Origin of the sequence: Marispirochaeta aestuarii (assembly GCF_002087085.1) — a bacterium.
Classification (GTDB): Bacteria; Spirochaetota; Spirochaetia; order JC444; family Marispirochaetaceae; genus Marispirochaeta; species Marispirochaeta aestuarii.
On sequence record NZ_MWQY01000008.1, the window covers coordinates 64,967 to 89,538 of the forward strand.

The following is a 24,572-nucleotide window of genomic DNA, read 5'->3' on the forward strand; positions in this document are numbered from 1 at the left end:
TCCTGGTTTTATATCAGAACCCGTAGGCAGCGCCGAAACTCAGATACATTATCGGAGCCCAGGTTATGTCTGCGTAATCATTGCCCCCTGTGGGCTGGCTCAGGAAACCGATATCGAGAAAGGGGATGACGGGGCTGTTCGCAAGGTGATACTGCCCCTCGATACTCAGGTTGACCGCAAGACCGTCAACATCATCCCCGTAATCACTGTCCGACGAGAGTGAACGGTATCCGATGTTCAGTCCCGGCTTGATGGATATCTCGGGACTTATAAAGAACCGCGGTTTTATGCCCATCCCGATTTCGGCGAAACTCCCGTCTACACCTTCAACTTCAGCCGGGCCATAATTTACATACGCCCCTACGGCGAATTTCGGTGTGACATACATGTCCGCAAAGGCCCGCAGCAGAAAGCTGCCGTCTTTGTCAAGGTCCGCTCCATCAGCATCAATAGTTCCCGATAGCCAGAAACCCGCCGACGCACCGACTTCGTAATTTGCGTCTTGAGGAGCTGCGGTTACGACTGAAGCGATTAATCCAAGGAGAAGAGCAACGAGAACACCTGTTGGAAATTTACATCTACTCATCCAAGTGCCTCCTAAGGACAGCGTTCCTGCCCTGTATTCAGTATAGCCGAGTTTCAGGGGACATGCAATTTTTTAGAAGTACCTGTGGTTCAGTTCTTTCCCGGGGTCTCCCCCTTGACCCGGCAACCGGGGGTGGCTACTCTGAATTAAACGCCCGGGCCTGTCAGACGCACCAGCGGCGAAGTATTCAGGGTCCCGCCCGTTATTCCAGTCGAGGAAGCGCCGATATGAAAAAAAGATTCCTTTCAATCCTGATTCTGATTTCTCTTTCCCCTTTTCTGTTTTCCCTGGATTATCCCGGTACGGCTATGGGGGATGATTTCCTGAGTCTCCGGGTCAACCCCGCTGCCATGGCCTTCGGCAACGCCGGCGGAATAGCCCTGATTCACCCTTTCCTTATCGATGAAGACGAAGGGGAGCGGCCGGACCTTTTTAACGAGTACTCCCTGCAGCTGGCCTTCACAAACCTGGGATATTACTTTGACAGGCAGGATACCGATTACACCCATAACCTGCTGGCTGCGTTTCCGCTGCTTCCCAATTTCTACCTTGGATGGCGGGGAGACTGGCAGAATGCGGACCTGGACGGTATGGACAGCACCCTGGGTGTTCTGGCGCGTCCGTCGGACTACCTCTCCCTGGCGGCAACGGGGGAGAAGCTTTTTACCGGAGAGGCCTCCGGTACTGTGGGATTCGGCCTGCGCCCCCTCTTTCTGACCGGTGACAATCCCTCCCTGCTGACTGTGGGACTCGATATTCCCTGGGACCGGGAGCTCCGGCGTCCGGTACTTCAGGCAAGCAGCGAACCCATCGATGCGCTGCCGGGCTTTGCCTTCAACCTGGCGTACAACATGGAGGACAAGCGTCTGACCGCAGGGCTCTCCTACAGCCTGGGGACCCTGCGGAGCGGGTTCCTGATGGACGACCGGACCAGGGGAGCCGCTTACGTGCATCTTGGAGTGCGGAAATACTCCTCCCCGGCCGTTCCCATGACGGATCCCTACGTGCGCTTTAATCCCGGTCCGGTTATCGCCGAGGAGTCGACCCCGGGATTCTTCTTTTTCGATCCCCCGGCCCCCAGTCTGTTCGAAGTTCTAGAAGCGCTTAAGGATCTTCAGGAGGACCCTGCTGTCAGTGGAATCGTGATCGAAAATCAGAACTTCCAGACCAGCTGGGCGGGATACCTCGAACTGATCAGCGCCCTGAACCGATTCAGGGAGGCCGGAAAAAAGGTGGTGTATTACTACGAGAACATAAGCCTCTGGAACTACATCCTGGCTTCCTCCACGGGGGACGCCATTTACCTGAATCGACTGGGGCGGGTCGATCTTACCGGGCTTGGAGGAACCCGGCTCTACTTTGGAGGACTTCTGAACTCCTTCGGTATCCGGGTGCATAATATCCGGTCCCACCCCTACAAGAACGGGGCGAATTTTGTTTCAGAACCGGGAATAACCCCGGAGGAACGGGAAATGCTCGAGGTATTCTACCGGGACATACTTGATGAAGTTATCAAACTGGTCCGTTCCGGACGGGGCGAAATACTCTCCGGAGACCTGGAAGAACTCATAGCCGCAGGCCCCTACCTTATCAGCGACGAGGCTCTGGAAGCAGGCCTCGTGGACGGGCTTATCTATCAGGATGAGCTTACTGACAAACTGAAGGAGTTCCATCAGCACCCGGTTATCAGCAACGGAGATTTCCGTGAACCCTTCCGCCGGGACTGGAGTGATCCCTTCGCGAACCAGATAGCCCTGATCTACGCCGTGGGAAACATAACTTCCGGAAAAGGGGTGCCGGGCTCAAGCATAGGCGCGGAAAGCCTGGGTGCCTCGATCCGTGCAGCCAGGGAGAACCCCTTCGTAAAGGCCATTCTCCTGCGCGTCGATTCCGGGGGAGGATCCTCCCTTGCATCCGACGTGATCGCCAGGGAAGTCCAGCTCTGCAGGGAGGCGAAAAAACCCTTTATTGTCTCCATGGGCGGGGCGGCCGCTTCGGGGGGCTACTATATTTCGGCTTACGCCGACAGAATTGTGGCTTCCCCTTTGAGTATTACCGGATCCATCGGGGTATTCATCGCAATGCCGGAGTTCGCCGGGCTTCTGGAAAAGTACGATGTAGGCAGCGCGGAGCTTGGGACATCGGAGAACGCCAGTTTCGGGAATCCCTTCAGGCGGCTCGACGCCGGGGAGCGGGAAAAACTCTCCGGGCTGGTTTCCCATACCTACGGACTTTTTATCGATACCGTGGCCCGGGGACGAGACATGGAAAAAGAGGCTGTTGATGCGGTTGCCCAGGGGCGGGTATGGACCGGACGCCAGGCTCTGGAACATGGACTGGTGGACAAGCTGGGAGGTTTTCAGGATGCCATAGATGCGGCGGCGGAAGCTGCGGGTATTCGGGGACAGTACATGCTGGTGGATTATTCCAACCGGGACATTCCCCTATCACTGCGCATGGCGGAGAGCTTCAAGTCTCCCCTGGAAGGACTGTTTCTGCCGGAACTGCTGCTGAAGGAGAAGGGGCCCCTTTATATGATGCCCTTCAATCCGGCGGACTGATCCCGGAGCGGCGGATCTTCCCGGCGGTAGATCTCCAGTACGAGATTCAGGTGCCTTCGCATACGGGTGGAGGCCTCTTCAGGCTTTCCCGTGACGATGGCATCGTAGATTTCCTTGTGCTGCTGGTACAGTTCCGCCGGGTTCTCCGCCCGTTCCAGCACCAGGCGGCGGCGGCCCTTGATGGAAACTTCAAGAAAGGTGGTTACAAACTCGGCGCTTTTCTGCAGAACAAAATGGTCGGCTATCTCGAAGATTCGCTCGTGAAACTCCATATCCGCCTTGGCGCTTAAAGCCGGATTCTCCTCCGATACGGCCCGCTTCATCCGCTCAATGGGCTCCATAAGATAAGAGGCTTTTACGGGGGTCATCTTGATGGCCGCCAGTTCAGCGGCCTTGAGTTCAAGAAGAAAGCGAAGGTCCAGGAGTTCAAAGGTAAGTCCCTGACGCTCCACGAAAAGGGGAGCCAGGGTAGAGAGAAAGGGAATAATATTCAGCCCCGTTATATAGGACCCCCCGCCCCGCCGGGTTTCGATCAGACCGAGAATCTCCATGACCCGCAGGGCCTCCCGCACCGAAGCCCGGGAAACACCGAACTTTTCAGCAAAGTCCCGTTCAGGAGGCAGCCGGTCTCCAGGGGCCAGATCCTGGTCGCGGACGGAGTTGATAATATCCGAAATAATCTCTTTATAAACCTTTTTCACACCTTTACGTCTACCTTGGATGGGTCTGTTTGAATATACGGAAAGATACGGCCTACCCAGAGTATTTTTCACAAAATCCCGCTGCGTTTCAAGCGCTATTTTCTGGTGCGGAAAAAACCGTAATTGCCATTAACCCCCGGTCCCGGTATAGTTAATTCATGAACACCTACACCATCGTACGTATGGAGCATCTGAACCACCATGGAAATCTCTTCGGCGGCCAGATGCTTAAATGGGTCGACGAAAATGCCTGGCTTGTGGCAGCCAAGGAGTATCCCGGCTGCATGCTGGTGACCCGGGCCATGGACGATATCTCCTTCAGGCATCCGGTTCCCGTGGGGTCTATCCTGCGCTTCGATGCCCGGGAAACCCATCATGGACAGACATCCCTGAGCTACAGCGTGGATGTATGGTCAGACGAACCGGGGGCTACAGAGGAAAAACTGGTTTTCTCCACCTCCGTGACCTTCGCCTGCGTCGACTGCGAAGGGAAGAAGGCTCCCATTCCTCCCAGGGGGGGTACAAAACCCGGAGCCTGCGGGGATTAAGTTCCGATACTGCCCCGCTGATCGTCCAGGGCGATCATCTCTTCCGTCAGCTTTCGTATTTTGGATCGCAGAACAAAGACGCAGTCCGTCTCCTTTCCCCTTCCCTGAACAATGTCTTCCGCCAGGGCCCTGCAGTTGGGGGCCCCGCAGGAGCCGCAGTCCAGGGCAGGGAGGTCCTCCGTGAGGGCTTCCAGGCGTTCGAGCTTTTCCAGGGCCCGGGCAGGATCGGCATCCAGGGCCATCACCCTGTTTTCCCTGGTCATGACCCTGGTCTCCAGCAAAAATTCCCGCTTTTCCGTCCGGGAGGCTTCACTGCTTTCCCTGCCCGCCTGTTCCGCCCTTGCCGCCAGCCGGGACCTGGCCATGAAGGGATTTTCCACCTGAAGTGCCCCGCCCACACAGCCTCCGGGACAGGCCATGGCCTCGATAAAGCTGATTCCTTCGCTGTTTCCCGAATCGATCTTCTCCAGCAGAAGAGAGACATTCCGTATTCCATCCACGGCGATCCCCTCCCCCGGAGCAACCGAGCGGCTTTCTCCGCCGCTTCGTCCCCAGAGGATCCCCGTCTTTCCCGCAGTGGAATCGACACGCCCCCTGCCCACGGCCTTTACAACAGCCGCGAAGAGATCCCGCACCGGCACGGCTGCAGCGACACTCGAGGCTGAGGCGAAGAGAGGATGTCTGGAATCGGTGATCTTGGCGGGACAGGGGGTTATGAACACCGGAGAAGCCGATTCACCGTAATGCCTCTTTATCAGCCGGGCGGCAACCTCCATGGGTGAGGGCAGAGGGACCAGACTGGACAGAAGCGCAGGAAAACGAACCTCCACCAGGCGCACCACGGCCGGACAGGACGAGGAGATTAGAGGACGGGGAGCATCTTCACCTTCCAGGATTCGGGCTGTAGCTTCCGTCACTATCTCCGCCCCCAGGGCCACCTCTTCCACACCGGCAAAGCCCAGGGACTTGAGGGCCCCCAGCAGGTCCTCCACGGGAATGGCGGATTTAAACTGTCCGTAAAAACTGGGGGCCACCATGGCCACAGGAGTCTCCAGGGCAAGGGCCGCCTCCAGGGCATCGGAGCGAACGCTCTTGGCATGATGGGGACACACCCGGATACATTCGCCGCAGTCGATACAACGCTCGGTTATGATAAAGGCCTTACCGCCCCTGACCCGGATAGCCTCGGTGGGACAGCGGGTAACACAGAGTGTACAGCCCTTGCAGCGCTCCTCCAGGAGCATCACTGAATGCCGTGTCATTGCGGTGCATCTCCGTTCAGAAAGACGGTAAAGGAGACGGTCGTTCCGGAACCCGGGGAGGATTCCAGGGTAAAGATGTCGGCGGAACGCTTCATGTTGGGAAGCCCCATACCGGCGCCGAAACCGAGCTCCCGGATATACTCATTGGCGGTGGAGTATCCCTCCTGCATGGCAAGATCCACATCCGCAATCCCCGGTCCCTGGTCCTTCAGGACCGCGCTGATTCTCTTCGGGCTTATATCGATCTCCGCAGTCCCGCCCCCGGCGTGTACCGCCATGTTGATCTCTCCCTCGTAGAGAGCCACGGAAAATCGACGTATCGCTTTCTGGGAGACCCCGAGCTGCAGCAGAAGCCGTTTCACCTTGGTAGAGACCTCTCCCGCGGCATGGAGAATATCGGGAGTAACAGTATAGAGCTTTTTCATTGCTTGAATCCACCGGGGTTTTTCACGCCGGAAGTATATCACGGGGTCGGGACAATTGAAACAAATATCACTTTTCTGCGAGTATTGCGGATAAGGAGGCCAGACGATGATTTCCGCCAGGGATGTTCTTTCTTTGCGAACAGGTATATTTGCCCATCGAGGCAATTCCGCCGCCTACCCCGAGAATACCCTGCCGGCCTTCCGCAGCGCCTTTCAGCTGGGCTGCCCCATGGTGGAGACGGACCTTCACCTGACGGCGGACGGAGAACTCGTCCTGTGGCATGATGAACGGACAGGAAGAAACACCGACCGGGACCTCGTTATCGAGGAATCGAGCCTGGCGGAGCTGCGGAGCCTTGATGCCGGCTTTACCCGTCCCGCCTTCAGGGGGATGGGAATCTACATGATGACCTTGAACGAACTCCTGGAGGAGTTTCCCGAGGGGGTCTTCAACATCGACCTGAAAAGCCCGGATCCCATGATCGCGGTCCGCTATGCCCAGGTTCTGGCGGCTCACCGTGCCTGGGAACGGGTTGTAACCGGGAGCTTTCACGGTAATGTTCTGCGCCGCTTCCGTCGTCTGGCTCCTGCCTGCCTGACCTCCATGAGCCCGGGGGAAGTCCGGGCGGCGGTAATCATCAACCGGCGGGGACTCAGGTGGCTGCGGCCCCTGGCGGCGATTCTTATCAAAGGCCGGATCTTCCAGGTACCCGAGGTTCACGGGAATATACGGGTGGTAAACAGGGGCCTGATTTCCTCCTGGGCAAAGTCCGGAGTCCCGGTACAGGTCTGGACCGTCAACGAACCGGAGGAGGCAAAACGTCTGTTCCGGTCAGGGGTCCGGGGAGTCTTTACGGACGCCCCGGAGACGATGCTTCAGGCCCTCAGGGGCTTTGACCCCGACGGGGAAAGTCCCCCGTATCGAGACTAGAGATTCCCGATGCTGGCGGCCATGACCGCTTTGATGGTGTGCATCCTGTTTTCCGCCTGATCAAAAACCACGGAATTCCGGCCTTCAAAGACCTCGTCGCTGACCTCCATGGCATCCAGGCCGAACTCCTGGTGAACGGCTCTTCCGGTTTCGGTGTTCAGGTCGTGAAACGAGGGCAGGCAGTGAAGAAAGAGCACATCCGGGTTGCCCGTCATTTCCAGCATCTCGGAGGTTACCTGGTAGTCCTTTAAGAGGGCGATACGCCGGGCAAACTGCTCCTCCTCACCCATGGAGACCCAGACATCGGTATAAATAGCATCCGCTCCGGCAACACCCCTGGGAATGTCTTCACTGAGCTCGATGACAGCGCCGCTTTGGGCAGCCACCTCCTGCATCTCCTCAAGCAGAGCTGGATCAGGGAAAAGCTCCCTGGGAGCAACGGCGGTAAAATCGATCCCCATCTTGGCGCAGCCGATGAGCAGGGAGTTTCCCATGTTGTTGCGGGCGTCCCCCACATAGGCGAGCTTCATATGGGAAAGGGGTTTCGGGACCATCTCCTCCAGGGTCATCAGGTCAGCCAGTACCTGGGTCGGGTGGTAGAGGTCGGTCAATCCGTTCCAGACGGGAACCCCGGCATGGGCAGCCAGTTCCTCCACGGTTTCCTGATGAAAACCCCGGAACTCAATGCCGTCGTACATCCTTCCCAGCACCCGGGCGGTATCTTTAATGGACTCTTTTTTACCCATCTGGCTGTTGGTCAGAAAGGTTACCCTGGCACCCTCGTCGAAGGCGGCGACCTCGAAGGCACAGCGGGTACGGGTGGAGGTCTTTTCAAAAAGAAGGACGATATTCCGCCCCTCCAGCAGGTTTCCCCGGATACCGGCGCGTTTTTTCCGCTTGAGGTCCAGAGAAAGATCAAGAAGATAGCGGATCTCCGCTGGGGAAAAATCCTTTAAGGTGATCAGACTGCGACCCTTTAGATTTACCGGCATACAGACCTCCGTCAATTCAGATTTCGAAAAAAGGAAAAAACCAGTATAATCAGAGAGCAACACCCAGGGCAAGAGTTTTTCTCTCCCAGGTCACGCCCTGAATCCTCCGCCTTTCCTGCGGAACTGCGCCGGCGTCATTCCGGTCTGTTCACGGAAACGGAAAAAAAACCGCTGCACCGACCCAAAGCCGGACTCCCCGGCAACGGCCTCCATTGTCTTGTCGGTACTTCGCAGGATTCGGCCGGCAACCCGAATCTTCTGGACAGTCAGTGCCTGATGCAGGGTCTGTCCGGTTTCCCGTTTAAAACGGGTTTCCAGACTCCTTCTTCCCGAGGCAAGTTCATCAACCAGATCGGCGACCTTCTTACGGTGCCCATCACTGCCGCGGATAATGCGAAGGGCGGAGACCACCAGGGGATCGCTGCTGGCATACGAGGAGGTGGATTCCCTTTCAATGATATCCCCGGGCGGGACCTCAACTGTATTCACCCCCGGGTCTGCCCTCTCCCCGGAATCCATGAGCTGATCAAGCTGTGCAGCAGCCAGGGCACCAATTCTTTCCAGGTTCAACGCTATGGAGGAGAGGGAGGGATTTGCCAGTTCACAGGGGATGTCCTCGTTATCGACACCCAGAATGGCTATCTGCCCAGGTACATCGAATCCTTCAGCGGCGCATACGCTGCTTACCCTGAGTCCGACCTTGTCGTTACAGGCAAAGAGTCCCACCGGGCCGGGAAGCCCTTCCAGAAAGGAAGCGAGCTCTTTACTGAAGTTTTCCAGGAGCCACCAGCGAAGGGGCCGCAAAAAAACCGGCAGATCCGGCTGCCCGGTCTCATGCATGAAACCCGACAGACGCTGCCGTGACCACTCTCCCGGCGAGGTTCCGCAGTAGGCAAAACTGGAAAAACCCTTCTCCATAAAATGCCGCCCCGCCAGCCTGCCGGTCTGATAGTCATCGTTGGAAACCCTGCGGACCCGGGGCATCACGAAGGCATTGGCAACATCCACCACCGGGCATGTGAGTCCCGACAGGCCGGATACCTGTTCCGCAAATTCCAGGCGGGTAATAACACCGTCGCCGTCCCATGCAGGAAGATCCTCCAGGGGAGAGAACATCCAGCCCTGCCCGTAGAGCCGCCAATCCGGTTTATTCCTGGCATATTTTACAATGCCCCGGGCAACGCCGTGATCATAATAGTCGGAAAGCCCCATCCCCAGGGCGATGCGTTTCATTTCATGAGTATAACAGGAAATCCGGTTTCTTGCGTTATTCGGTATGAGCTATGCGCATTTTGCGCATTGCCGGGAGGAGCCGGGGGATTCATAATTGCAGAATGAATACCAGAAAGCTGCACCACAGCCTTGGAAAAACCGGGATCCGCGTACCCGAACTGATCTTCGGTACCAGCGCCCTGGGAAACCTCTATCGTGAACTCGACGGCGAGTCCAAAGAGCAGATCGTTGAAGGCTGGTTCAAGGCGATCCCCTCCCCGGTCTGCATCGACAGCGCCGGAAAATACGGCGCCGGTCTGGCCCTGGAAGAGATCGGCAAAGCTCTCCGACGCCTGGGAAAACAGGCCCGGGATATCGTCATAAGCAACAAGCTCGGCTGGAAGCGGATTCCCCTCCGGGAGACGGAACCGACCTTTGAGCCCGGGGTCTGGAAGAACCTGCACCATGACGCGGTGCAATCCATCGGCTACGAAGGAATCCTGGAGTGCTGGGAGCAGGGGAACACCCTGCTGGGAGAGGGCTGCAGGGCAGAGCTGCTTTCGGTCCATGACCCTGACGAGTACCTGGCGGCCGCAGCATCAGAGACGGACAGGGCAGAACGATTTCGGGATATCCGGGAAGCCTACCGTGCCCTGGAAGATCTTAAACGCTCCGGTGATGCCGCCGCCATCGGAATCGGATCCAAGGACTGGAGGGTAATCCGGGAGGTCCTGGAAAAGGTTGAGGTCGACTGGATCATGCTGGCCGACAGTCTGACGATATATACCCATCCCGGGGAGCTTCTCAGCTTTATTGCGGAACTGGATAAGAACGGGGTCTATGTAATCAACTCCGCCCTCTTTAATTCCGGCTTTCTGGTGGGGGGAGCCTACTTTGACTACAGACCGGTTGATCCATCGGGATCTCCGGAGCTGTTTCGGTGGCGGGAGAAATTCAACCGGGTGTGCCGGCAGTATGCGGTAAGCCCCGCGGAGGCCTGCATCGAGTTCGGGCTGGCTCCAAAGGCGGTCAGGTCAGTCGCTCTGAATACGACACGACCTGAACGTATTGCAGAGAATGTGGCCAGCCTGGAGAGTCGGGCACCCCGGGAGTTCTGGGATACCCTTCTTGAACAGGGCCTGATCTCCGTAACGCCGGAGCAGCTCAGATGAGCAGGGTCATCGATTCCCACCACCATCTCTGGAACTTTTCCGAAGCGGAGTATGACTGGATACGCCGGGACATGAGCGTACTGAGACAGGATTTTACCCCCGAAATGCTCTATTCGGAGCTTGCCGCCTCGGGTATCGACGGATGCGTGGCGGTGCAGGCCCGGCAGAGCCTGGAAGAGACCGACCGGCTGCTGGCCCTGGCGAAGGACTCCCCCTTCATAAAGGGCGTTATCGGCTGGTTCCCCTTACAGAACGACAGCGTGGAAAAGGAGATAGCATCCAGAGTCGAAGGCGGACCCGACAGACACCTGGTGGGTGTTCGACACGTGGTAGAGGATGAGCCGGACCCCCGCTTCATCCTGGGGGAGAGTTTCAACCGCGGTGTAGGTCTTTTGGAGAATTACGGGCTGGTGTACGATATCCTCGTAAACGAGGGGCAGCTTCCGGAGGTCCTTGAGTTCGTGGACCGCCATCCCCGGCAAATCTTCGTTCTGGACCACCTTGCCAAACCGCGCATCGCCGCGGGAGAGCTCCACCCCTGGAAAAAAAACCTGAAGGCCCTTGCCGGGAGGGAGAACGTGTATTGTAAAATCTCCGGGCTGGTCACCGAGGCCGACTGGCACAGCTGGACCCCCGATGACCTCAAGCCCTACCTGGATACAGCCTTTGAAGCCTTTGGTGCCCGACGGCTCATGTTCGGCAGCGACTGGCCGGTCTGCCTGCTGGCCTCCAGCTACCGGAAATGGTACCGGACACTGGCCGTTTACTGCGCCGGGCTGAGTTCCGACGAGAAGGAAGCTGTATTCTCCGGGAACGCGGAGAAAATATACAGACTGGGGCTTTCATGAGAAGCATCCGGAATGCAGAAAGCCCGGGGACCGCAGCGGGCCCGGGGCGTATTTTTCTTGAGGCCACAGAAAAGCCGGGATATACTGCTTTCGATGTATAGACTGATTCTTGTGGATGACGAGGCAATAATTCGCGACGGCATCTCCTCCTGCCTGCCCTGGGAAACGAACGGTTTTATACTGGCGGGGATGTTCGAACACGGTGTTCAGGCCCTGGATTACCTGAAAAACAACCATGTGGACGTGGTAATCTCGGATATAAACATGCCGCGAATGGACGGTCTGGAGCTGAGCGGCCACATCTCCCGAACCTTTCCCGAAACCGAGGTGATTATACTTACCGGTTTCGATGATTTCGAATACGCCCAGGAAGCGGTAAAATACCATGTCCGGGACTTTCTGCTGAAGCCGATAACCGCCGCAGAGCTGGGAACGGCCCTGGAAAAGGTAAAAAAGGAGCTGGACGAAAAAAAAGCCGCCAGAGCTCTGCAGGAACAGATGAAGGAGAAACTCGAGCAGAGCTTTCCCCTGCTGCGGGAGCGTTTTCTCTACCGTCTTGCCTCGGGAAAGCTCGAAACGGAGATCATACAGAGGAGGAAGGAGTACTTCCAGTGGGAGGATCTTGGCTGCTTTTATCAGGTTCTGATGCTGGAGATCCCCGTATTCTGGAGTGAACTGGAGCGGATCGCCCTCTCCGAATCCGTCAGATCGGATATAGCCGAATATGATGAAGTTTTTACCGACCAGGAGGAGAACCTCGTCCTGCTTCTTCAGGAAAAGGATGAAGAAGCCATGACCTTCAAGACCCGAGAAATTGCCCAGGGTGCGTACAGGGAGGTATCACGGCTTCGGAAGGACCAGATCGCCGCAGGATGCGGTCGTATTGTCAGCTCCCTAGCGGATCTTCCGGGGGCCTTCGAAGGCGCCCGGAACGCCCTGGATTACTCCAGGGTACTCGGTCTTTCCCAGATAGTATTCATTGACGAGGTACGGAACAGAAAAACCATCTCCCCCGAAGGCTTCACCCTGTATTCCGGCAGAATCCTCGATCAGCTCAAGGCCGGGTGCGAGCGGCAGACACGGGAAGCGATGGATGAACTCTTCCACTATCTGGAAAACCACTATCTGACCATGAACGAGGCGGCATACTATTTTATCCGGCTCCACTCCATTCTGCTCTATTTTCTGCAGGAGATGGATCTTTCCCCGGAGGATCAGTCCCTCCTCTCCTATCAGCCGGACTGCTTCCATTCCCTGCGGGATGCCCAGGGCTTCTTCAATCGCATGATCGAGGAGATAGAACGCTGTATCCGAAAGCGGCGTCACGAGATGATGCTTTCCCGGGTGGAGAAGGCGAAGAAGATAATCGCCGAGGAGTATACCGATCCGGCTTTTTCCCTGAGCAGGATGTGTGATCAGCTCTACCTTTCCACCAGCCAGTTCAGCGTGCTCTTCAAGGAGGGGACGGGACAGACCTTTGTGGAATACCTGACCTCCTTCAGGATCAATGCCGCCAAACAGCTTCTCAAAACCACCGACCTGAAAAGTTACGAGATCGCCGAGCGAACAGGATATACCGACCCCCGGTATTTTTCCCTCCTGTTCAAGAAAAACACGAACATGACCCCCATGGAATACCGGAAGAGTCTTGAACAATGAGACGATTTATCAGCTTCGGTACCCTGGGTTCCCGCATATATATCACCTTTACGGTAATGATCTTCGCCACCATCTTTATCATGCAGCTGGTTGCCTTCCGCTTTACCCTGACCACAGTTCGTAACTCGACCCTGGAAACAAATCAGGCCATGCTGGGGCAGCTCACCCGGCAGATAGACTCTTACATCCAGGGGATGGAAAAGATCGCTTCGGCGGTTCTGGAGAATCCTGAACTTCAGCGTCTGCTGGAGGGAGATGGGATCGAAGGAGACCGCAGCGCAGTGGAGACAATGCTGGCTCATTATATACAGGCCCGGGACGACATCTCTGAAATACTCATTTTTCCCCCCGGGGGTTCCGTTATATCCAGCGATCCGGATATGGAGATAAACCCCTGGACTGACTATACCCTCCGCCCCTGGTATGTAAAGGCCCTTGCCGCCGAAGGAAAAACCGTTGTATCCGGTTCCTACGTCCAGAATCTGGTCAGGGGACAGTACTCCTGGGTGGTTTCCCTGAGCCGGCAGATCAATACCAGACACAGGGCAAGCACCCCCGGAATACTCCTTGTAGACCTCAAGTTCAACAGGATACAGGAGCTGTGCCAGTCCATGGTTATCGGCAAGAAAGGATACAACTTCGTTATAGACGAGCAGGGAAATTACGTCTTCCACCCGACCCAGCAGCTGGTCTACAGCGACCTGAAAAACGAACCCATCGACCGGATAATAAACCTGGTCGAAGACAGTGAACGCATAACCTACAGTGACGGGGAACGCTACTTCATGGTGGACACATCTCCCCTTACCGGCTGGCACATGGTGAGCGTCCTCAGATCCGACGACATCATCACCGAATGGCGGAACGTTCAGGCCGGTTACGCCATAATAGGACTTGTACTCTTTCTTATCGTAGGAATCGCCACCAACACCGTCACCCTGGGAATTACCAAGCCTATCAGGCAGCTGCAGGAAACCATGAAGAGCGTCGATACAGGAGATTTTCAGCTGGTCGGCCGTATCAGGGCAACGGATGAAATCCAGGAGCTTGCCCGGGAGTACGACATAATGGTAACAAGAATCCGGGAACTGATGCAGGAGAACATTCAGGAGCAGGAGCTCAAACGGAAGAGCGACCTGAAGGCCCTGCAGGCCCAGATAAATCCCCACTTTCTCTACAATACCCTGGATTCAATCATCTGGATGGGAGAAATGCAGCAGAATTCAGCGGTGGTTCTCATGACCTCCGCCCTGGCACGACTCTTCCGCATCAGCATCAGCAAGGGACGGGAGCTGATCTCCATAAAGGACGAAATAGACCATGTACAATCCTATCTGACCATCGAGGAGATGCGCTATCGGAACAAATTCGACTACGTGATCGATGTGGACCCCGGCCTCTACGAGTTCGAGATACTGAAGATAACCCTTCAGCCCCTGGTGGAAAACGCCATATACCACGGCATCAAGGAGATTGATGAAAAGGGCCGCATAAGCATCCGGGGCAGAAAGGAGGACGAGACAATCGTGTTTACCGTCCAGGATAACGGCAGAGGTATGGCACCGGAGCAGCTCCGGCTTCTGAACTCGGCCCTGCAGCACCCCTTCATGGAGCAGGGGCGTCATGCCCGGGGCGGCATGGGGGTGGGAATCCGGAATGTACACGCCCGGCTCAGGCTCTACTTCGGTGAGGATTTCGGTATCTCCTGCAGAAGCCGCCGCGGAGAGGGAACCACGATAACAATTGTTTTCCCGGCGAGAAAAGGAGAGTCCACGGTATGAAAAAATGGTTCGTTCCCCTCCTCAGCCTGATGGCGGCGCTTGTTCTGTTCATGACCTTTTCCCTCTTCTTCGACCAGAACATCCCGGAATTGCCGAAACTGGAAAAGCCCGTTCAGATAATCATGAAATCCCGGGAACGGAAACCCATGGACTTCTGGGAGGTCGCCACCCGGGGAATAGTCGAAGCCGCCCGGGAGTACGGCCTGGAATACGAAATAAGCGGACCCCACTTCGAAAAGGAGATAGACCTCCAGATCGAGATCGTCAATAAAATCATCGAACAGCGCCCTCCGCTTATCCTGCTGGCAGCCACTGATTACAAGCGCCTGGTCCCCTCCGTTGAGCGGGCCAGCGAGCTCGGTATACCCGTAATCACCTTCGACTCCGCTGTGGATTCCACCATCCCCGTCTCCTTTGTCGCCACCGACAACATCGAAGCGGGGGAAAAGGCCGGCAGGGAGATGAAAAGACTCATAGCTCCGCGGACCAGAAAGGAGATCGCCATCGTCAGCCATATCAAGGAGACCGCTACGGCCATTGACCGGGAAGCGGGGGTAAGAAATGCCCTGGAGGGGGAAACCATAATCGGAACCTGGTTTATCGATGTGGAGCAGGAAAAAGCCTACAGGACAACCCTGGAACTTCTGAAAAACAGCAAGCTGGGAGGCATCGTCGCCCTGAACGAAGCCGCGGCTCTGGGCGTCGGGGATGCGATCGCGGAGAAGGGAGCGCAGGACGAGGTACTGGTGGTGGGCTTTGACAATGCCACGCAGGAGCTTGCCTATCTTGAAGCGGGAGTCATTGACGCCCTGGTGGTCCAGAGACCCTACAATATGGGCTACATGTCGGTAAAAAGCGCGGCGGAATTCCTTCTTGGAAATCCGATTCCTTCCTTTATAGATACCGGATCCATCCTGATAACCAGGGAAAACATGTTCAGCAGGGAATACCAGGAGCTCCTCTTTCCCGTTCAGAACGCGGGGCATCCGGAATAACCGGAATATATTCAACATAGTCCGTAAAATTCTCGATTTCGCGATCCCGGAAACGCTGTGACAATTGTCATACGATTCCAAGGAGCGCGAGTTTTGAAAAAAGAACCAATCCTGTCAATGAAAAATATCGACAAGCGATTTGCAGGAGTCCATGCCCTCAAGGGGGTGGATTTTGACCTCTACGCGGGAGAGGTACACGCTCTTGTGGGTGAAAACGGAGCCGGAAAATCCACCATGATGAAGGTGCTTACGGGTATTCATCCGAAGGATTCCGGTGAGATTTTCTACATGGGGCAGCTCTTCAATCCTTCCGACCCGAAACACGCCCTGGAAATGGGAATCGGGATAATCCATCAGGAACTGAACATGATGGACCATCTTACGGTTGCCCAGAACATCTTTATAGGACGGGAATCCACAAAGGGCCGGGGATTGTTCCTGAGCGAGAAAGACCAGAACCGGCGCACCGAGGAGCTCTTCCGGCACCTGAACATGAAGATTGACCCCACCGAACGCCTGGGAAACCTGACCGTAGGCAAGCAGCAGATGGTGGAAATCGTCAGGGCAGTATCCCACGACCTGAAGGTCCTGATTCTCGACGAACCGACAGCGGCCCTCACCAACGCGGAAATCGACGAGCTCTTCAGCATTATGCGGGATCTGGCCTCCCGGGGGGTGGGAATGATCTACATTTCCCACCGCATGGACGAAATCGCCCGCATAACCGACCGGGTAACAGTACTCCGGGACGGTGAATACGTGGGCACCCGAAATACCACGGAGACCAGCAAGGAAGAGATCATCAACATGATGGTCGGACGGGTCATCTACGAGGAGCCGAAGCAGAAGAGCAACGTGCCGCAGGATGCCGAGGTTGTGCTCAGGGTACGGGACCTGAACTCCGGCAGGATGGTCAGGAACGTCAGCTTTGAGCTGCGCAGGGGAGAGATCCTCGGTTTCGCCGGACTCATGGGAGCAGGCAGGACTGAAACAGCCCGGGCCATCTTCGGTGCAGACAGCATCGACAGCGGTATTATCGAAGTCAAGGGGCGGCCGGTAACAATACGCTCCCCCATGGACGCGGTCTCCCACGGCATAGGCTACCTTTCGGAGGATCGTAAACGTTACGGCCTCGCCCTAGGTTTGAGCGTGAGCGAAAACGCCATACTCCCCACCTATGAATCCTTTGTCAAGAACCTTTTCGTACAGAGCGGCCGGATAGACAGAGTGGTTGGAGAGTACGTGGACAAATTGAACATAAAAACCCCCTCGTTGGAACAGCTGCTCAAGAACCTCTCCGGAGGGAATCAGCAGAAGGTGGTCATCGCGAAATGGCTTATACGAAACAGCGATATCCTCATCTTCGACGAACCGACCCGGGGTATCGATGTCGGGGCCAAGAGCGAAATCTACACCCTTATGAACGAACTGGTTAAGAGCGGGAAGTCCATCATCATGATCTCTTCGGAACTCCCGGAGATTCTGCGCATGAGCGACCGCATCCTGATCATGTGCGAAGGAAGAAAAACCGGCGAGCTCGATATAAGCGAAGCGAACCAGGAAGAGATTATGAAATACGCAACCATGCGTAACTGAAACAGGAGTCTTGTGCAATGAAAAAACTAGTCAGTGAAAAGAGTCTGCAAAAACTTATGGCCCCTGCAGCGCTGGTAATCCTTTATCTGTTTTTCGGATTCTTCGGGCGGAACTTCTTCTCCTATGCCACATTGGTAAATATCTTCGATGCCTCCTATTATATCGGGTTCATAGCCATAGGAGTAACCTTCGTAATAATAACAGGCGGCATAGACCTCTCCGTGGGAACCGTGATGATGTGCGCATCCATCATCGGCGGTACCGCCTACGTCACATGGGGCTGGCCCATGTGGGCTTCCCTTCTGCTGATCCTGCTGATCGGAACCCTCTTCGGCGTTTTCAACGGTATTATGGTCTCCCGGCTGAAGCTTCCCCCCTTTATTGCAACCCTCGGGACAATGATGATCTCCATGGGTATCGGTTCCATCGTATCCAACGTCAGAAGCGCGACCTTTCCTACCCGTGCCGGCGAAGACGGCTGGTTCAAGAACATATTCAAGATAATTACCGAGGACTATCAGTCGATTCCCACCGGAGCCGGGGTCCTTCTGCTCGTCGCATTGATTGCCTACATCATCCTGACAAAAACCAGAATGGGCCGCTACATCTTCGCCATCGGCAGCAACAAGGAAGCCGCCCGGCTTTCCGGGATAAACGTAAAGAAATGGGAGATGATGGCCTATGTTACCAGCGGGGTCTGTGCAGGCATAGGAGGGATCGCCTTCCCTGCGGTCTATACCACCGTCATGCCCGCCCAGGGCCAGGGATTCGAGCTCTACGCCATCGCCGCTGCGGTAATCGGCGGCACCTCCCTCTCCGGCGGGATCGGGTCGATCTTCGGAACCCTTATCGGTGTGTACATCATAAGCGTGCTCCGTTCCGGACTTCCGTCAATGGACCTGCAGGCCCATTACCAGACCTTCTTTACCGGGGTCGTTGTAATCGGCGCCGTTCTGCTGGATATCTACCGCAATAAAAAGGCCTCGGAAATCCGCATCCTCTCCGCAGCGGACAGGTATCGGGCAGACATGAACGAAAAAATAAAAGCCCTGAAGCAGCGTCTTTCCGCAGTCGCCGGGGACGAAGCGGAGGGAATCAAAAAAGAGATTTCCCGGCTGAAACATGAACGGAACCATGAATTCAGAAAAATGAAACGTGAACAGAAACATACCCAGACGCAGATAAAACGGGAAGAGCGTCTGGCTGAGGAAGAACTGAAGCGCCGGCTGGAAGAAGAGGCCGGAGAATAAGGTTGATACCCTGAACGTGTATTCAGGAAAAAATAACAGGAGGAATTTCATGAATCTATCCAAGAGAGCATGTATCGCAATCCTTGCACTGATCATGCTGACAGTCTTTTCCCTGGGCTCATTTGCCGCAGGACAGAAAGACAGCGGAACCCCCTACATCGCCGTTGTATCCAAGGGTGAACAGCACGACTTCTGGCAGCAGGTAAAGCTTGGAGCCACCGCCGCTGCTGCAGAATTGGGAGTAAGCATGACCTTTGAAGGTCCCGCTTCGGAAAGCGACGTGCAGGACCAGGTGGAGATGCTCAATGTCGCCCTGGCCAAGGCCCCCGCGGCCATAGCCCTGGCGGCCCTCGATACCAACTCGGTAATCGACCAGCTCATCGAGGCCAGAAACCGGAAGATTCCGGTAATCGGTTTCGACTCCGGCGTTCCCGAAGCCCCGGAAGGATCGATCTACGCCAACGCCTCAACCGACAACTACAATGCCGCCGGTGTGGCTGCGGAAAAGATGTTCGAGGTGATCGGTGACAAAATCAAAGGGGCAAGCGCCGCCAATCCCGTTAAAATTGTAGTCATGAACCAGGATGCCTCCGGCGAATCCCTGCTGAGCCGCGGACGCGGATTCCGGGACCGGATGGTGGAACTCGTTGTGTCCAAGGCCGGAATGGCAAAAAGCGATATCAAGGTTATGGGAAACCCCGCCTACATCGCCTCTGACAGCCCCACCTCGGGCAACAAGGTCATGATCGAGATGGTCGTGCCCGCATCCGCCTCGGCCAGCGACTCAATGGCCGCCTCCACCGCTGTTCTGAACAAGGTGAAGGAGCAGAACATTCTCGGAATCTTCTGTTCCAACGAAGCGACCGTTAAGGGCCTTCTGGCAGCCACCAACGACGGTTCCGCCCTTCCCCAGCAGTATCCGAACCTGGCGGTTGTGGGATACGACGCCGGCGCTGGACAGAAAAACGCCGTACGGAACGGCTACTTCCTCGGTTCCATAACCCAGGATCCCTACCAGATCGGGTATAAGGCAGTGGAACTGGCCGTCAAAGCATACAAGGGCGAGCCCGTATCCGATGTTGATACCGGCGCAAAATTCTACAATGCCGACAACATGGATGATGCCGACATCAAGGGTCTCCTGTACGATTGATCCGAAAGTACACGTGTAAAATGTTCATAAGCTAAAGATACAAGCAGGTTGCCGGATAATCCGGCAGCCTGTTTTTAGTATACGGAGGAAGAAAATGCAGCGTCATGGTCAGATTATTAAACTGAAGCCCGGCGTTCTGGAAAGTTATGCCAAGTATCACAGTGAAGTCTGGCCCGGAGTTCTCGCGACAATCCGGGAGTGCAATATACGCAACTACTCCATCTTTCACAAGGATGGTTTCCTGTTCGCCTATTTTGAATACGTGGGAAACGACTTTGATAAGGACATGCAGAAGATGGCGGATGATCCGCTGACCCGGGAGTGGTGGAAGATCATGGGGCCCATGCAGGAGCCCCTGAAGACCAGGAAAGAAGGAGAATGGTGGGCCGAGATGGACGAGGTCTTCCACCTCGAATAGGGTCCCCCGGGCAGGACTGTTCTATTCGGGGTAGAGCCTGCAGAAGCGGCGGAAATCATCGTCCCACCCGGTCCGTGTCCCGGGCTCGTAGCGTTCCGGTTTGACCGCCGAAGCCACCAGACGGCGTCCTGCGGCCAGATCGGAAATCAGGCCCTGCCCCGCTGCCTGAAGGATGATATTCCCCAGGGCGGTGGCCTCCGCAGGGCCTGCTACAACCGGACGTCCTGTCGCCTGGGCAGCCATACGGCAGAGAAGGCGATTCCTGACTCCCCCGCCGACAATGTGTATCACCGGATACTTCTTCCCCGTGAGTCCTTCGATTCCTTCCATGGTCCTGCGATACACCAGGGCAAGACTTTTGAAGATGCAGCAGGCTATCTGGCCCTCCTTCCGGGGAACCTCCTGCCGGGTCTCCGCCGCGGCAGCGCGTATTTCCTCCGGCATGTTTTCAGGCGCGGTAAAGCGCTGATCCATGGGATTTATCAGCGTCCCGAAGGACAATTCCGACTCCGCCATCTCGACCAGCCGGCTGTAATCGAAGACCCTCCCCTCCCGGTCCCAGATACGCTTGCATTCCTGGATGAGCCAGAGCCCCATAATATTGCTCAGGAGGCTGATTTTCCCTCCGGCACCGATCTCATTGGTAATCCTGAGTTCCGCCGCCCGGGTACTGAGGACCGGTTCATCGGTCTCGACCCCCATAAGACTCCAGGTACCCGAGGAGAGGTAGATAAAATCCTCTTTTTCCGCGGGAACAGCGGCTATCGCCGACTGGGTGTCGTGGGAGCACGTCGCGAATACCCTGGTACCCGACAGACCGGTAAAGGCCTCCACGTCGGCGCTGACGGGCCCCAGCTCTTCCCCGGGCTTAATTATGGGAGTAAAAAGTCCCTCCGGGTACCCGAGTTTCCTGATCAAGGGCCGGTTCCAGTCACGTTTCCGGGGATCCACCAGGGCGCTGGTGGAAGCGATGGAGAGTTCGCTCCGCAGTTTACCCGTCAGAAAATAATTCAGCAGATCCGGAGTCATGGCAAGCGCCCGGGCGGATTCGAAGAGTTCCCGGTTCTCCTCCCGCTCCGCAAAGAGCTGAAAAACCGTATTGATGCTCATCATCTGGATCCCCCCGGCGGCGTAGAGCTCGTTTTCCGGAACGAGGGCAAAGAGCTTTTCCGGTATCCCCTCGGTTCGGACGTCCCTGTAGTGACGGGGGTTCGACAGGAGCCTGCCGTCTTTCCCGATAAGCCCGTAGTCCACTCCCCAGGTATCCACTGCAAGGGAGAGAATTCCCCCGCCGAAATCCCGCCGGTGGATTATAAGAGCCTCCAGGATCTCCCGGTAGAGGGCCAGGATGTCCCAGTGGAACCGTCCGTTCAGCCTGACCGGACGGTTCTCGAAACGGTGAAGGGTTTCGACCTCCAGGGAATCCCCCTCCAGACGTCCTGCAATGCAACGTCCGGAGGAGGCTCCGAAGTCGAAGGCGAGAATGTCGCCTTTCGGTCTCATAATCAGACTCCATAGAGGGATCCGAAGTTGCCGCAGGCCCGATAGTCGGCGCCTTCCTTTTCCATACCGAAGGCGTTCCAGGAGCTCGGCCGGAATATCCTCTCTTCGTCCACATTATGCATGCAGACCGGAATCCGCAGCATGGATGCCAGGGTAATCAGATCGGCCCCGATATGGCCGTAGCTGATGGCTCCGTGGTTGGCGCCCCAGTTGGCCATTACCTGATAGACATCCCGGAAGGCACCCTGCCCGGTAAGACGGGGGGCAAACCAGGTGGTGGGCCAGGTCGGATTGGTGCGGTCGTCCAGGGTCCGGTGGACATCATCGCTCAAGCGTACGGTCTCGCCTTCGGCAATCTGGAGTACCGGGCCCAGCCCCTTGACGATGTTGATTCTGAACATGGTTACCGGCATCCCCCCCCGGGTAAGGAAGTCGGTGGAATATCCGCCTCCCCGGAAATACCCGGCATCGGCGGGACAGAACTCCGTGGCCGCAAGACAGGCCTGAACCTCATCTTCATCTATCTCCCAGAAGGGTTTGATCGCCGGCTTGCCGTCCTTCAGCTGCTCCCCCGTTCCGTCAAGGCAGGTTGAGCCGGAGTTTATCAGGTGGATAAGACCGCCGGCGGCGGCGCCGCTCATCTTCTGTCCGGTAACCCGCTCAATTGCCTCGGGACTCCAGTAGGTACGCACGTCGGAAAAGATCTGTGCCGTATTTGTCAGCAGATGCCCAAAGAGCATGGCTGCACCGTTGAGGCTGTCGTTCTCGGTGGCGACAATATAGGGCTGACGGGGACCGTTCCAGTCGAAGGAGGTGTTCAGTATCGTCTCCATGAAGTCACCGTTGGGAAAGTGATCGGTCCACTGGCGCTGTCCCTGGAAGCCGGCCACCAGCGCGTTATGACCCATGGCTTCCTCGCCGAAACCGAGTTCCGCCAGCCTGGGATTTCCGTTCATCAGGTCCTTTGCAATCAGGCACATCTTGACGACAAACTCCCAGTCCTGCTCCTTCTGCTCAGGGCTGCGCTGCTGGTCCGCAGGATTTGGATCCTGCCCTGTTTTGCAGAACTTCTTGGTCCAGGCCAGGGCCTTTTCGAACTCTTCCTTGTCGTAAATCTCCTCGTCGATCCGCCGGATAAACTCTGACATGTCGATGTATTCGTTTCGCATTCCCAGGTAGTCCTGGAAGAAACTGTCATTCACGATGGAACCGGCGATACCCATGGATACCGATCCCATGGAGAGGTAGCTTGTGCCGCGCATCATCGACACAGCAAGTCCTGCCCTGGCAAAGCTGAGGATCTTTGCCCGGACATCCGAAGGAACGGAGGTATCGTCAGCATCCTGAACCTCCCGACCGTAGATACCGAAAGCAGGCAGACCCTTCTGGGAATAGCCTGCCAGTACCGCCGCAAGATACACCGCCCCCGGACGCTCAGTCCCGTTGAAGCCCCAGACAGCCTTGGGAATAAAGGGGTCCATATCCATGGTCTCCGTGCCATAGCACCAGCAGGGGGTCACCGTCAGCGAGACGCCTACCCCCTGGTCGGCGAACTTCCGGGCGCACATGGCCGATTCGGCCACCCCGCCGATGGTCCTGTCGGCGATAACGCATTCCACGGGATCGCCGTTGGGATAACGCAGGTTTTCACTGATCAGTCTGGCCGCTGATTTGGCCATGTTCATGGTCTGCTCTTCCAGGGATTCCCGGACACCCCGCTGCCTGCCGTCTATGGTGGGCCTGATTCCTACTTTGGGAAATGCGTTAAATAGTCGTTTTTCTGCCATTTTTATCTCCTTGCTTCCTTCGGATTGATAGCTTTTATGGGCATGTAATCGATTACATGCATAAATAGTATGACAGAGCTTTCCCGATAACGCAACTACAAATTACGGGGAGATGCTTTGATGGGTAATAATGCCCGTTGGAAGACGCCGGATACGGGGGGGACCCTCGTATTGCCGGCGAATACGTCTGAGAAGGAGCTCCGCGGCGGTCTGCCCCATCTCCCGCATGGGCTGAGACAGGGTAAAGGCGGAAAAACCCAGCAGGGGCACAAGATCCATGCTGTCAAAACCGGCGGTCTGGATTCCCCGCACCGTACCTGTACCGCTCTGCAGAAGATAGCGGGTTGCCCCGACGTGCATGAAGTAGTTGGCAATAAAGAGATGCCTGGGAGGATCGGACAGGGCCATCATTCTTCCGGCCAGCTCGTAACCGGAATCAACGTGGAAATCGCCGAAACAGACCAGCTCCGGATCAATTTTAATATGATGGTCCTCATGAGCCCTCCGGAACCCCTCCCAGCGCTCCTGGGCGGTGGTCAGATCCTGGCGTCCCCCGATAAAGCCAATACGCCTCACCCCGGCCTCGAAAAAGCGCAGAGCTGCAGAATAACTGCCGCCGATGTTATCCACCAGCACCGCATCGCAGTCGAAGCCGCCGACCATCCGGTCAACGACTACTGCGGGAATGTCCCGTTCGCTCAGTGCGGCATAGTGTGCTCCGGTGTTGCCCGCGGGGATTATGATAACCCCGTCGACCCGCTGATCGCTTAAGAGGTCTATCCGCTTCTCCTCGATCTCCGCCTTTTCCGCGGTATTGCAGATGATCAGGCTATAGCCCTCCGCCTGCAGTCTCTCTTCCACCCCTTCGGCTATGTACATGAAAAAATCGTTGGCAATCTCCGGAGTCAGAAATCCCACAGCATGGCTGCGACTGGTTTTCAGGGACCGGGCAATTGTGTTGCGGCGGTACCCGGATGCGGCGATTACCTCGCTTACGGACTTGAAGGTCTCCGGCGCAATCCGGCGGTCATGGTTGAGAACGCGGGAAACGGTAGCGGTGGAGACCCCGGCAAGACGGGCAACATCCTTGATGGTAACTGCCATGGAAATATTCTGCTGTAAACGATTGCATTTGTCCAGTAAGACGCCAGCCTGCCTTGCATCCCCGGCCCCACCCCGGGTATGCTGACGA

21 protein-coding genes are annotated in these 24,572 nt (G+C 56.4%); 12 read left to right on the plus strand and 9 right to left on the minus strand.

Translation table 11 applies throughout. From position 1 onward, the window contains the following. Positions 1-13: 13 nt before the first annotated feature. A complete protein-coding gene (locus B4O97_RS08305) occupies positions 14-586 on the minus strand; it encodes an outer membrane beta-barrel protein (protein WP_083049932.1) in 573 nt (190 codons plus the stop codon). 227 nt (positions 587-813) lie between these two features. On the opposite strand from B4O97_RS08305, the gene sppA reads away from it, so the two are divergent. Then, entirely contained in the window at positions 814-3,147 is a 2,334-nt protein-coding gene (gene sppA, locus B4O97_RS08310) for a signal peptide peptidase SppA (protein ID WP_158084211.1), read from the plus strand. On the opposite strand, the gene B4O97_RS08315 is transcribed toward sppA, so the two are convergent. Further along, positions 3,117-3,848 carry a FadR/GntR family transcriptional regulator gene (locus B4O97_RS08315; RefSeq protein ID WP_143305610.1) on the minus strand — a complete coding sequence of 244 codons (732 nt, stop codon included), beginning with the start codon at positions 3,846-3,848 and terminating at the stop codon, positions 3,117-3,119. The genes sppA and B4O97_RS08315 overlap by 31 nt on opposite strands. A 158-nt stretch (positions 3,849-4,006) precedes the next feature. On the opposite strand from B4O97_RS08315, the gene B4O97_RS08320 reads away from it, so the two are divergent. Then, positions 4,007-4,396, plus strand: a complete 390-nt coding sequence (locus B4O97_RS08320; protein ID WP_083049938.1) for an acyl-CoA thioesterase — start codon at positions 4,007-4,009, stop codon at positions 4,394-4,396. On the opposite strand, the gene B4O97_RS08325 is transcribed toward B4O97_RS08320, so the two are convergent. Further along, positions 4,393-5,658: a [Fe-Fe] hydrogenase large subunit C-terminal domain-containing protein gene (locus B4O97_RS08325; protein WP_083049940.1), complete on the minus strand. Its 1,266-nt coding sequence runs from the start codon at positions 5,656-5,658 to the stop codon at positions 4,393-4,395. The genes B4O97_RS08320 and B4O97_RS08325 overlap by 4 nt on opposite strands. After that, positions 5,655-6,083 carry an ATP-binding protein gene (locus B4O97_RS08330; RefSeq protein WP_083049942.1) on the minus strand — a complete coding sequence of 143 codons (429 nt, stop codon included), beginning with the start codon at positions 6,081-6,083 and terminating at the stop codon, positions 5,655-5,657. The genes B4O97_RS08325 and B4O97_RS08330 overlap by 4 nt, the downstream gene beginning before the upstream one ends. Before the next feature lie 106 nt (positions 6,084-6,189). Here B4O97_RS08330 and B4O97_RS08335 point away from each other — a divergent pair, with 106 nt between their 5' ends. Then, a complete protein-coding gene (locus tag B4O97_RS08335; protein ID WP_083049946.1) occupies positions 6,190-7,014 on the plus strand; it encodes a glycerophosphodiester phosphodiesterase in 825 nt (274 codons plus the stop codon). On the opposite strand, the gene argF is transcribed toward B4O97_RS08335, so the two are convergent. Both argF and B4O97_RS08345 read right to left on the minus strand, forming a co-directional pair. Continuing rightward, positions 7,011-8,006, minus strand: a complete 996-nt coding sequence (gene argF, locus B4O97_RS08340) for an ornithine carbamoyltransferase (protein ID WP_083049948.1) — start codon at positions 8,004-8,006, stop codon at positions 7,011-7,013. The genes B4O97_RS08335 and argF overlap by 4 nt on opposite strands. A 90-nt stretch (positions 8,007-8,096) precedes the next feature. Beyond that, positions 8,097-9,239 carry an AraC family transcriptional regulator gene (locus B4O97_RS08345; RefSeq protein ID WP_083049950.1) on the minus strand — a complete coding sequence of 381 codons (1,143 nt, stop codon included), beginning with the start codon at positions 9,237-9,239 and terminating at the stop codon, positions 8,097-8,099. Positions 9,240-9,340: 101 nt separating this feature from the next. Here B4O97_RS08345 and B4O97_RS08350 point away from each other — a divergent pair, with 101 nt between their 5' ends. The 9 genes from B4O97_RS08350 to B4O97_RS08390 all read left to right on the plus strand — a co-directional run bounded on the left by B4O97_RS08350 (position 9,341) and on the right by B4O97_RS08390 (position 20,090). Beyond that, positions 9,341-10,390, plus strand: coding sequence for an aldo/keto reductase (locus tag B4O97_RS08350; protein ID WP_083049952.1), 1,050 nt, complete (start codon positions 9,341-9,343; stop codon positions 10,388-10,390). Next, a complete protein-coding gene (locus B4O97_RS08355; protein ID WP_083049954.1) occupies positions 10,387-11,238 on the plus strand; it encodes an amidohydrolase family protein in 852 nt (283 codons plus the stop codon). The genes B4O97_RS08350 and B4O97_RS08355 overlap by 4 nt, the downstream gene beginning before the upstream one ends. Positions 11,239-11,331: 93 nt before the next feature. Next, positions 11,332-12,897, plus strand: coding sequence for a response regulator (locus tag B4O97_RS08360; RefSeq protein WP_158084212.1), 1,566 nt, complete (start codon positions 11,332-11,334; stop codon positions 12,895-12,897). Continuing rightward, positions 12,894-14,678 (plus strand): cache domain-containing sensor histidine kinase, encoded by a 1,785-nt coding sequence (locus B4O97_RS08365; RefSeq protein ID WP_083049958.1) that lies wholly within the window; start codon positions 12,894-12,896, stop codon positions 14,676-14,678. The genes B4O97_RS08360 and B4O97_RS08365 overlap by 4 nt, the downstream gene beginning before the upstream one ends. Then, positions 14,675-15,673 (plus strand): substrate-binding domain-containing protein, encoded by a 999-nt coding sequence (locus B4O97_RS08370; protein WP_083049959.1) that lies wholly within the window; start codon positions 14,675-14,677, stop codon positions 15,671-15,673. Before B4O97_RS08365 ends, B4O97_RS08370 begins: the two co-directional genes overlap by 4 nt. Positions 15,674-15,790: 117 nt before the next feature. Next, the gene (locus B4O97_RS08375) at positions 15,791-17,269 is read left to right on the plus strand and encodes a sugar ABC transporter ATP-binding protein (RefSeq protein ID WP_083049961.1); all 1,479 of its coding nucleotides are present in this window, start codon (positions 15,791-15,793) and stop codon (positions 17,267-17,269) included. Positions 17,270-17,286: 17 nt separating this feature from the next. Next, complete coding sequence (locus tag B4O97_RS08380; protein WP_096348860.1) at positions 17,287-18,519, plus strand: ABC transporter permease subunit; 1,233 nt, start codon at positions 17,287-17,289, stop codon at positions 18,517-18,519. A 49-nt stretch (positions 18,520-18,568) separates the two neighbouring features. Beyond that, on the plus strand, positions 18,569-19,672 hold the full coding sequence (locus B4O97_RS08385; protein ID WP_083049964.1) for a substrate-binding domain-containing protein: 1,104 nt from the start codon (positions 18,569-18,571) through the stop codon (positions 19,670-19,672). Positions 19,673-19,766: 94 nt separating this feature from the next. After that, positions 19,767-20,090: an L-rhamnose mutarotase gene (locus tag B4O97_RS08390; RefSeq protein WP_083049966.1), complete on the plus strand. Its 324-nt coding sequence runs from the start codon at positions 19,767-19,769 to the stop codon at positions 20,088-20,090. Between the two features lie 21 nt (positions 20,091-20,111). On the opposite strand, the gene B4O97_RS08395 is transcribed toward B4O97_RS08390, so the two are convergent. The 3 genes from B4O97_RS08395 to B4O97_RS08405 form a co-directional block, all read right to left on the minus strand. Further along, positions 20,112-21,593 (minus strand): rhamnulokinase, encoded by a 1,482-nt coding sequence (locus B4O97_RS08395; RefSeq protein ID WP_083049967.1) that lies wholly within the window; start codon positions 21,591-21,593, stop codon positions 20,112-20,114. Between the two features lie 2 nt (positions 21,594-21,595). Further along, positions 21,596-23,380 carry an L-fucose isomerase gene (locus B4O97_RS08400; RefSeq protein ID WP_083049969.1) on the minus strand — a complete coding sequence of 595 codons (1,785 nt, stop codon included), beginning with the start codon at positions 23,378-23,380 and terminating at the stop codon, positions 21,596-21,598. Between the two features lie 102 nt (positions 23,381-23,482). Next, positions 23,483-24,484: a LacI family DNA-binding transcriptional regulator gene (locus B4O97_RS08405; RefSeq protein WP_158084213.1), complete on the minus strand. Its 1,002-nt coding sequence runs from the start codon at positions 24,482-24,484 to the stop codon at positions 23,483-23,485. Positions 24,485-24,572 lie beyond the last annotated feature (88 nt).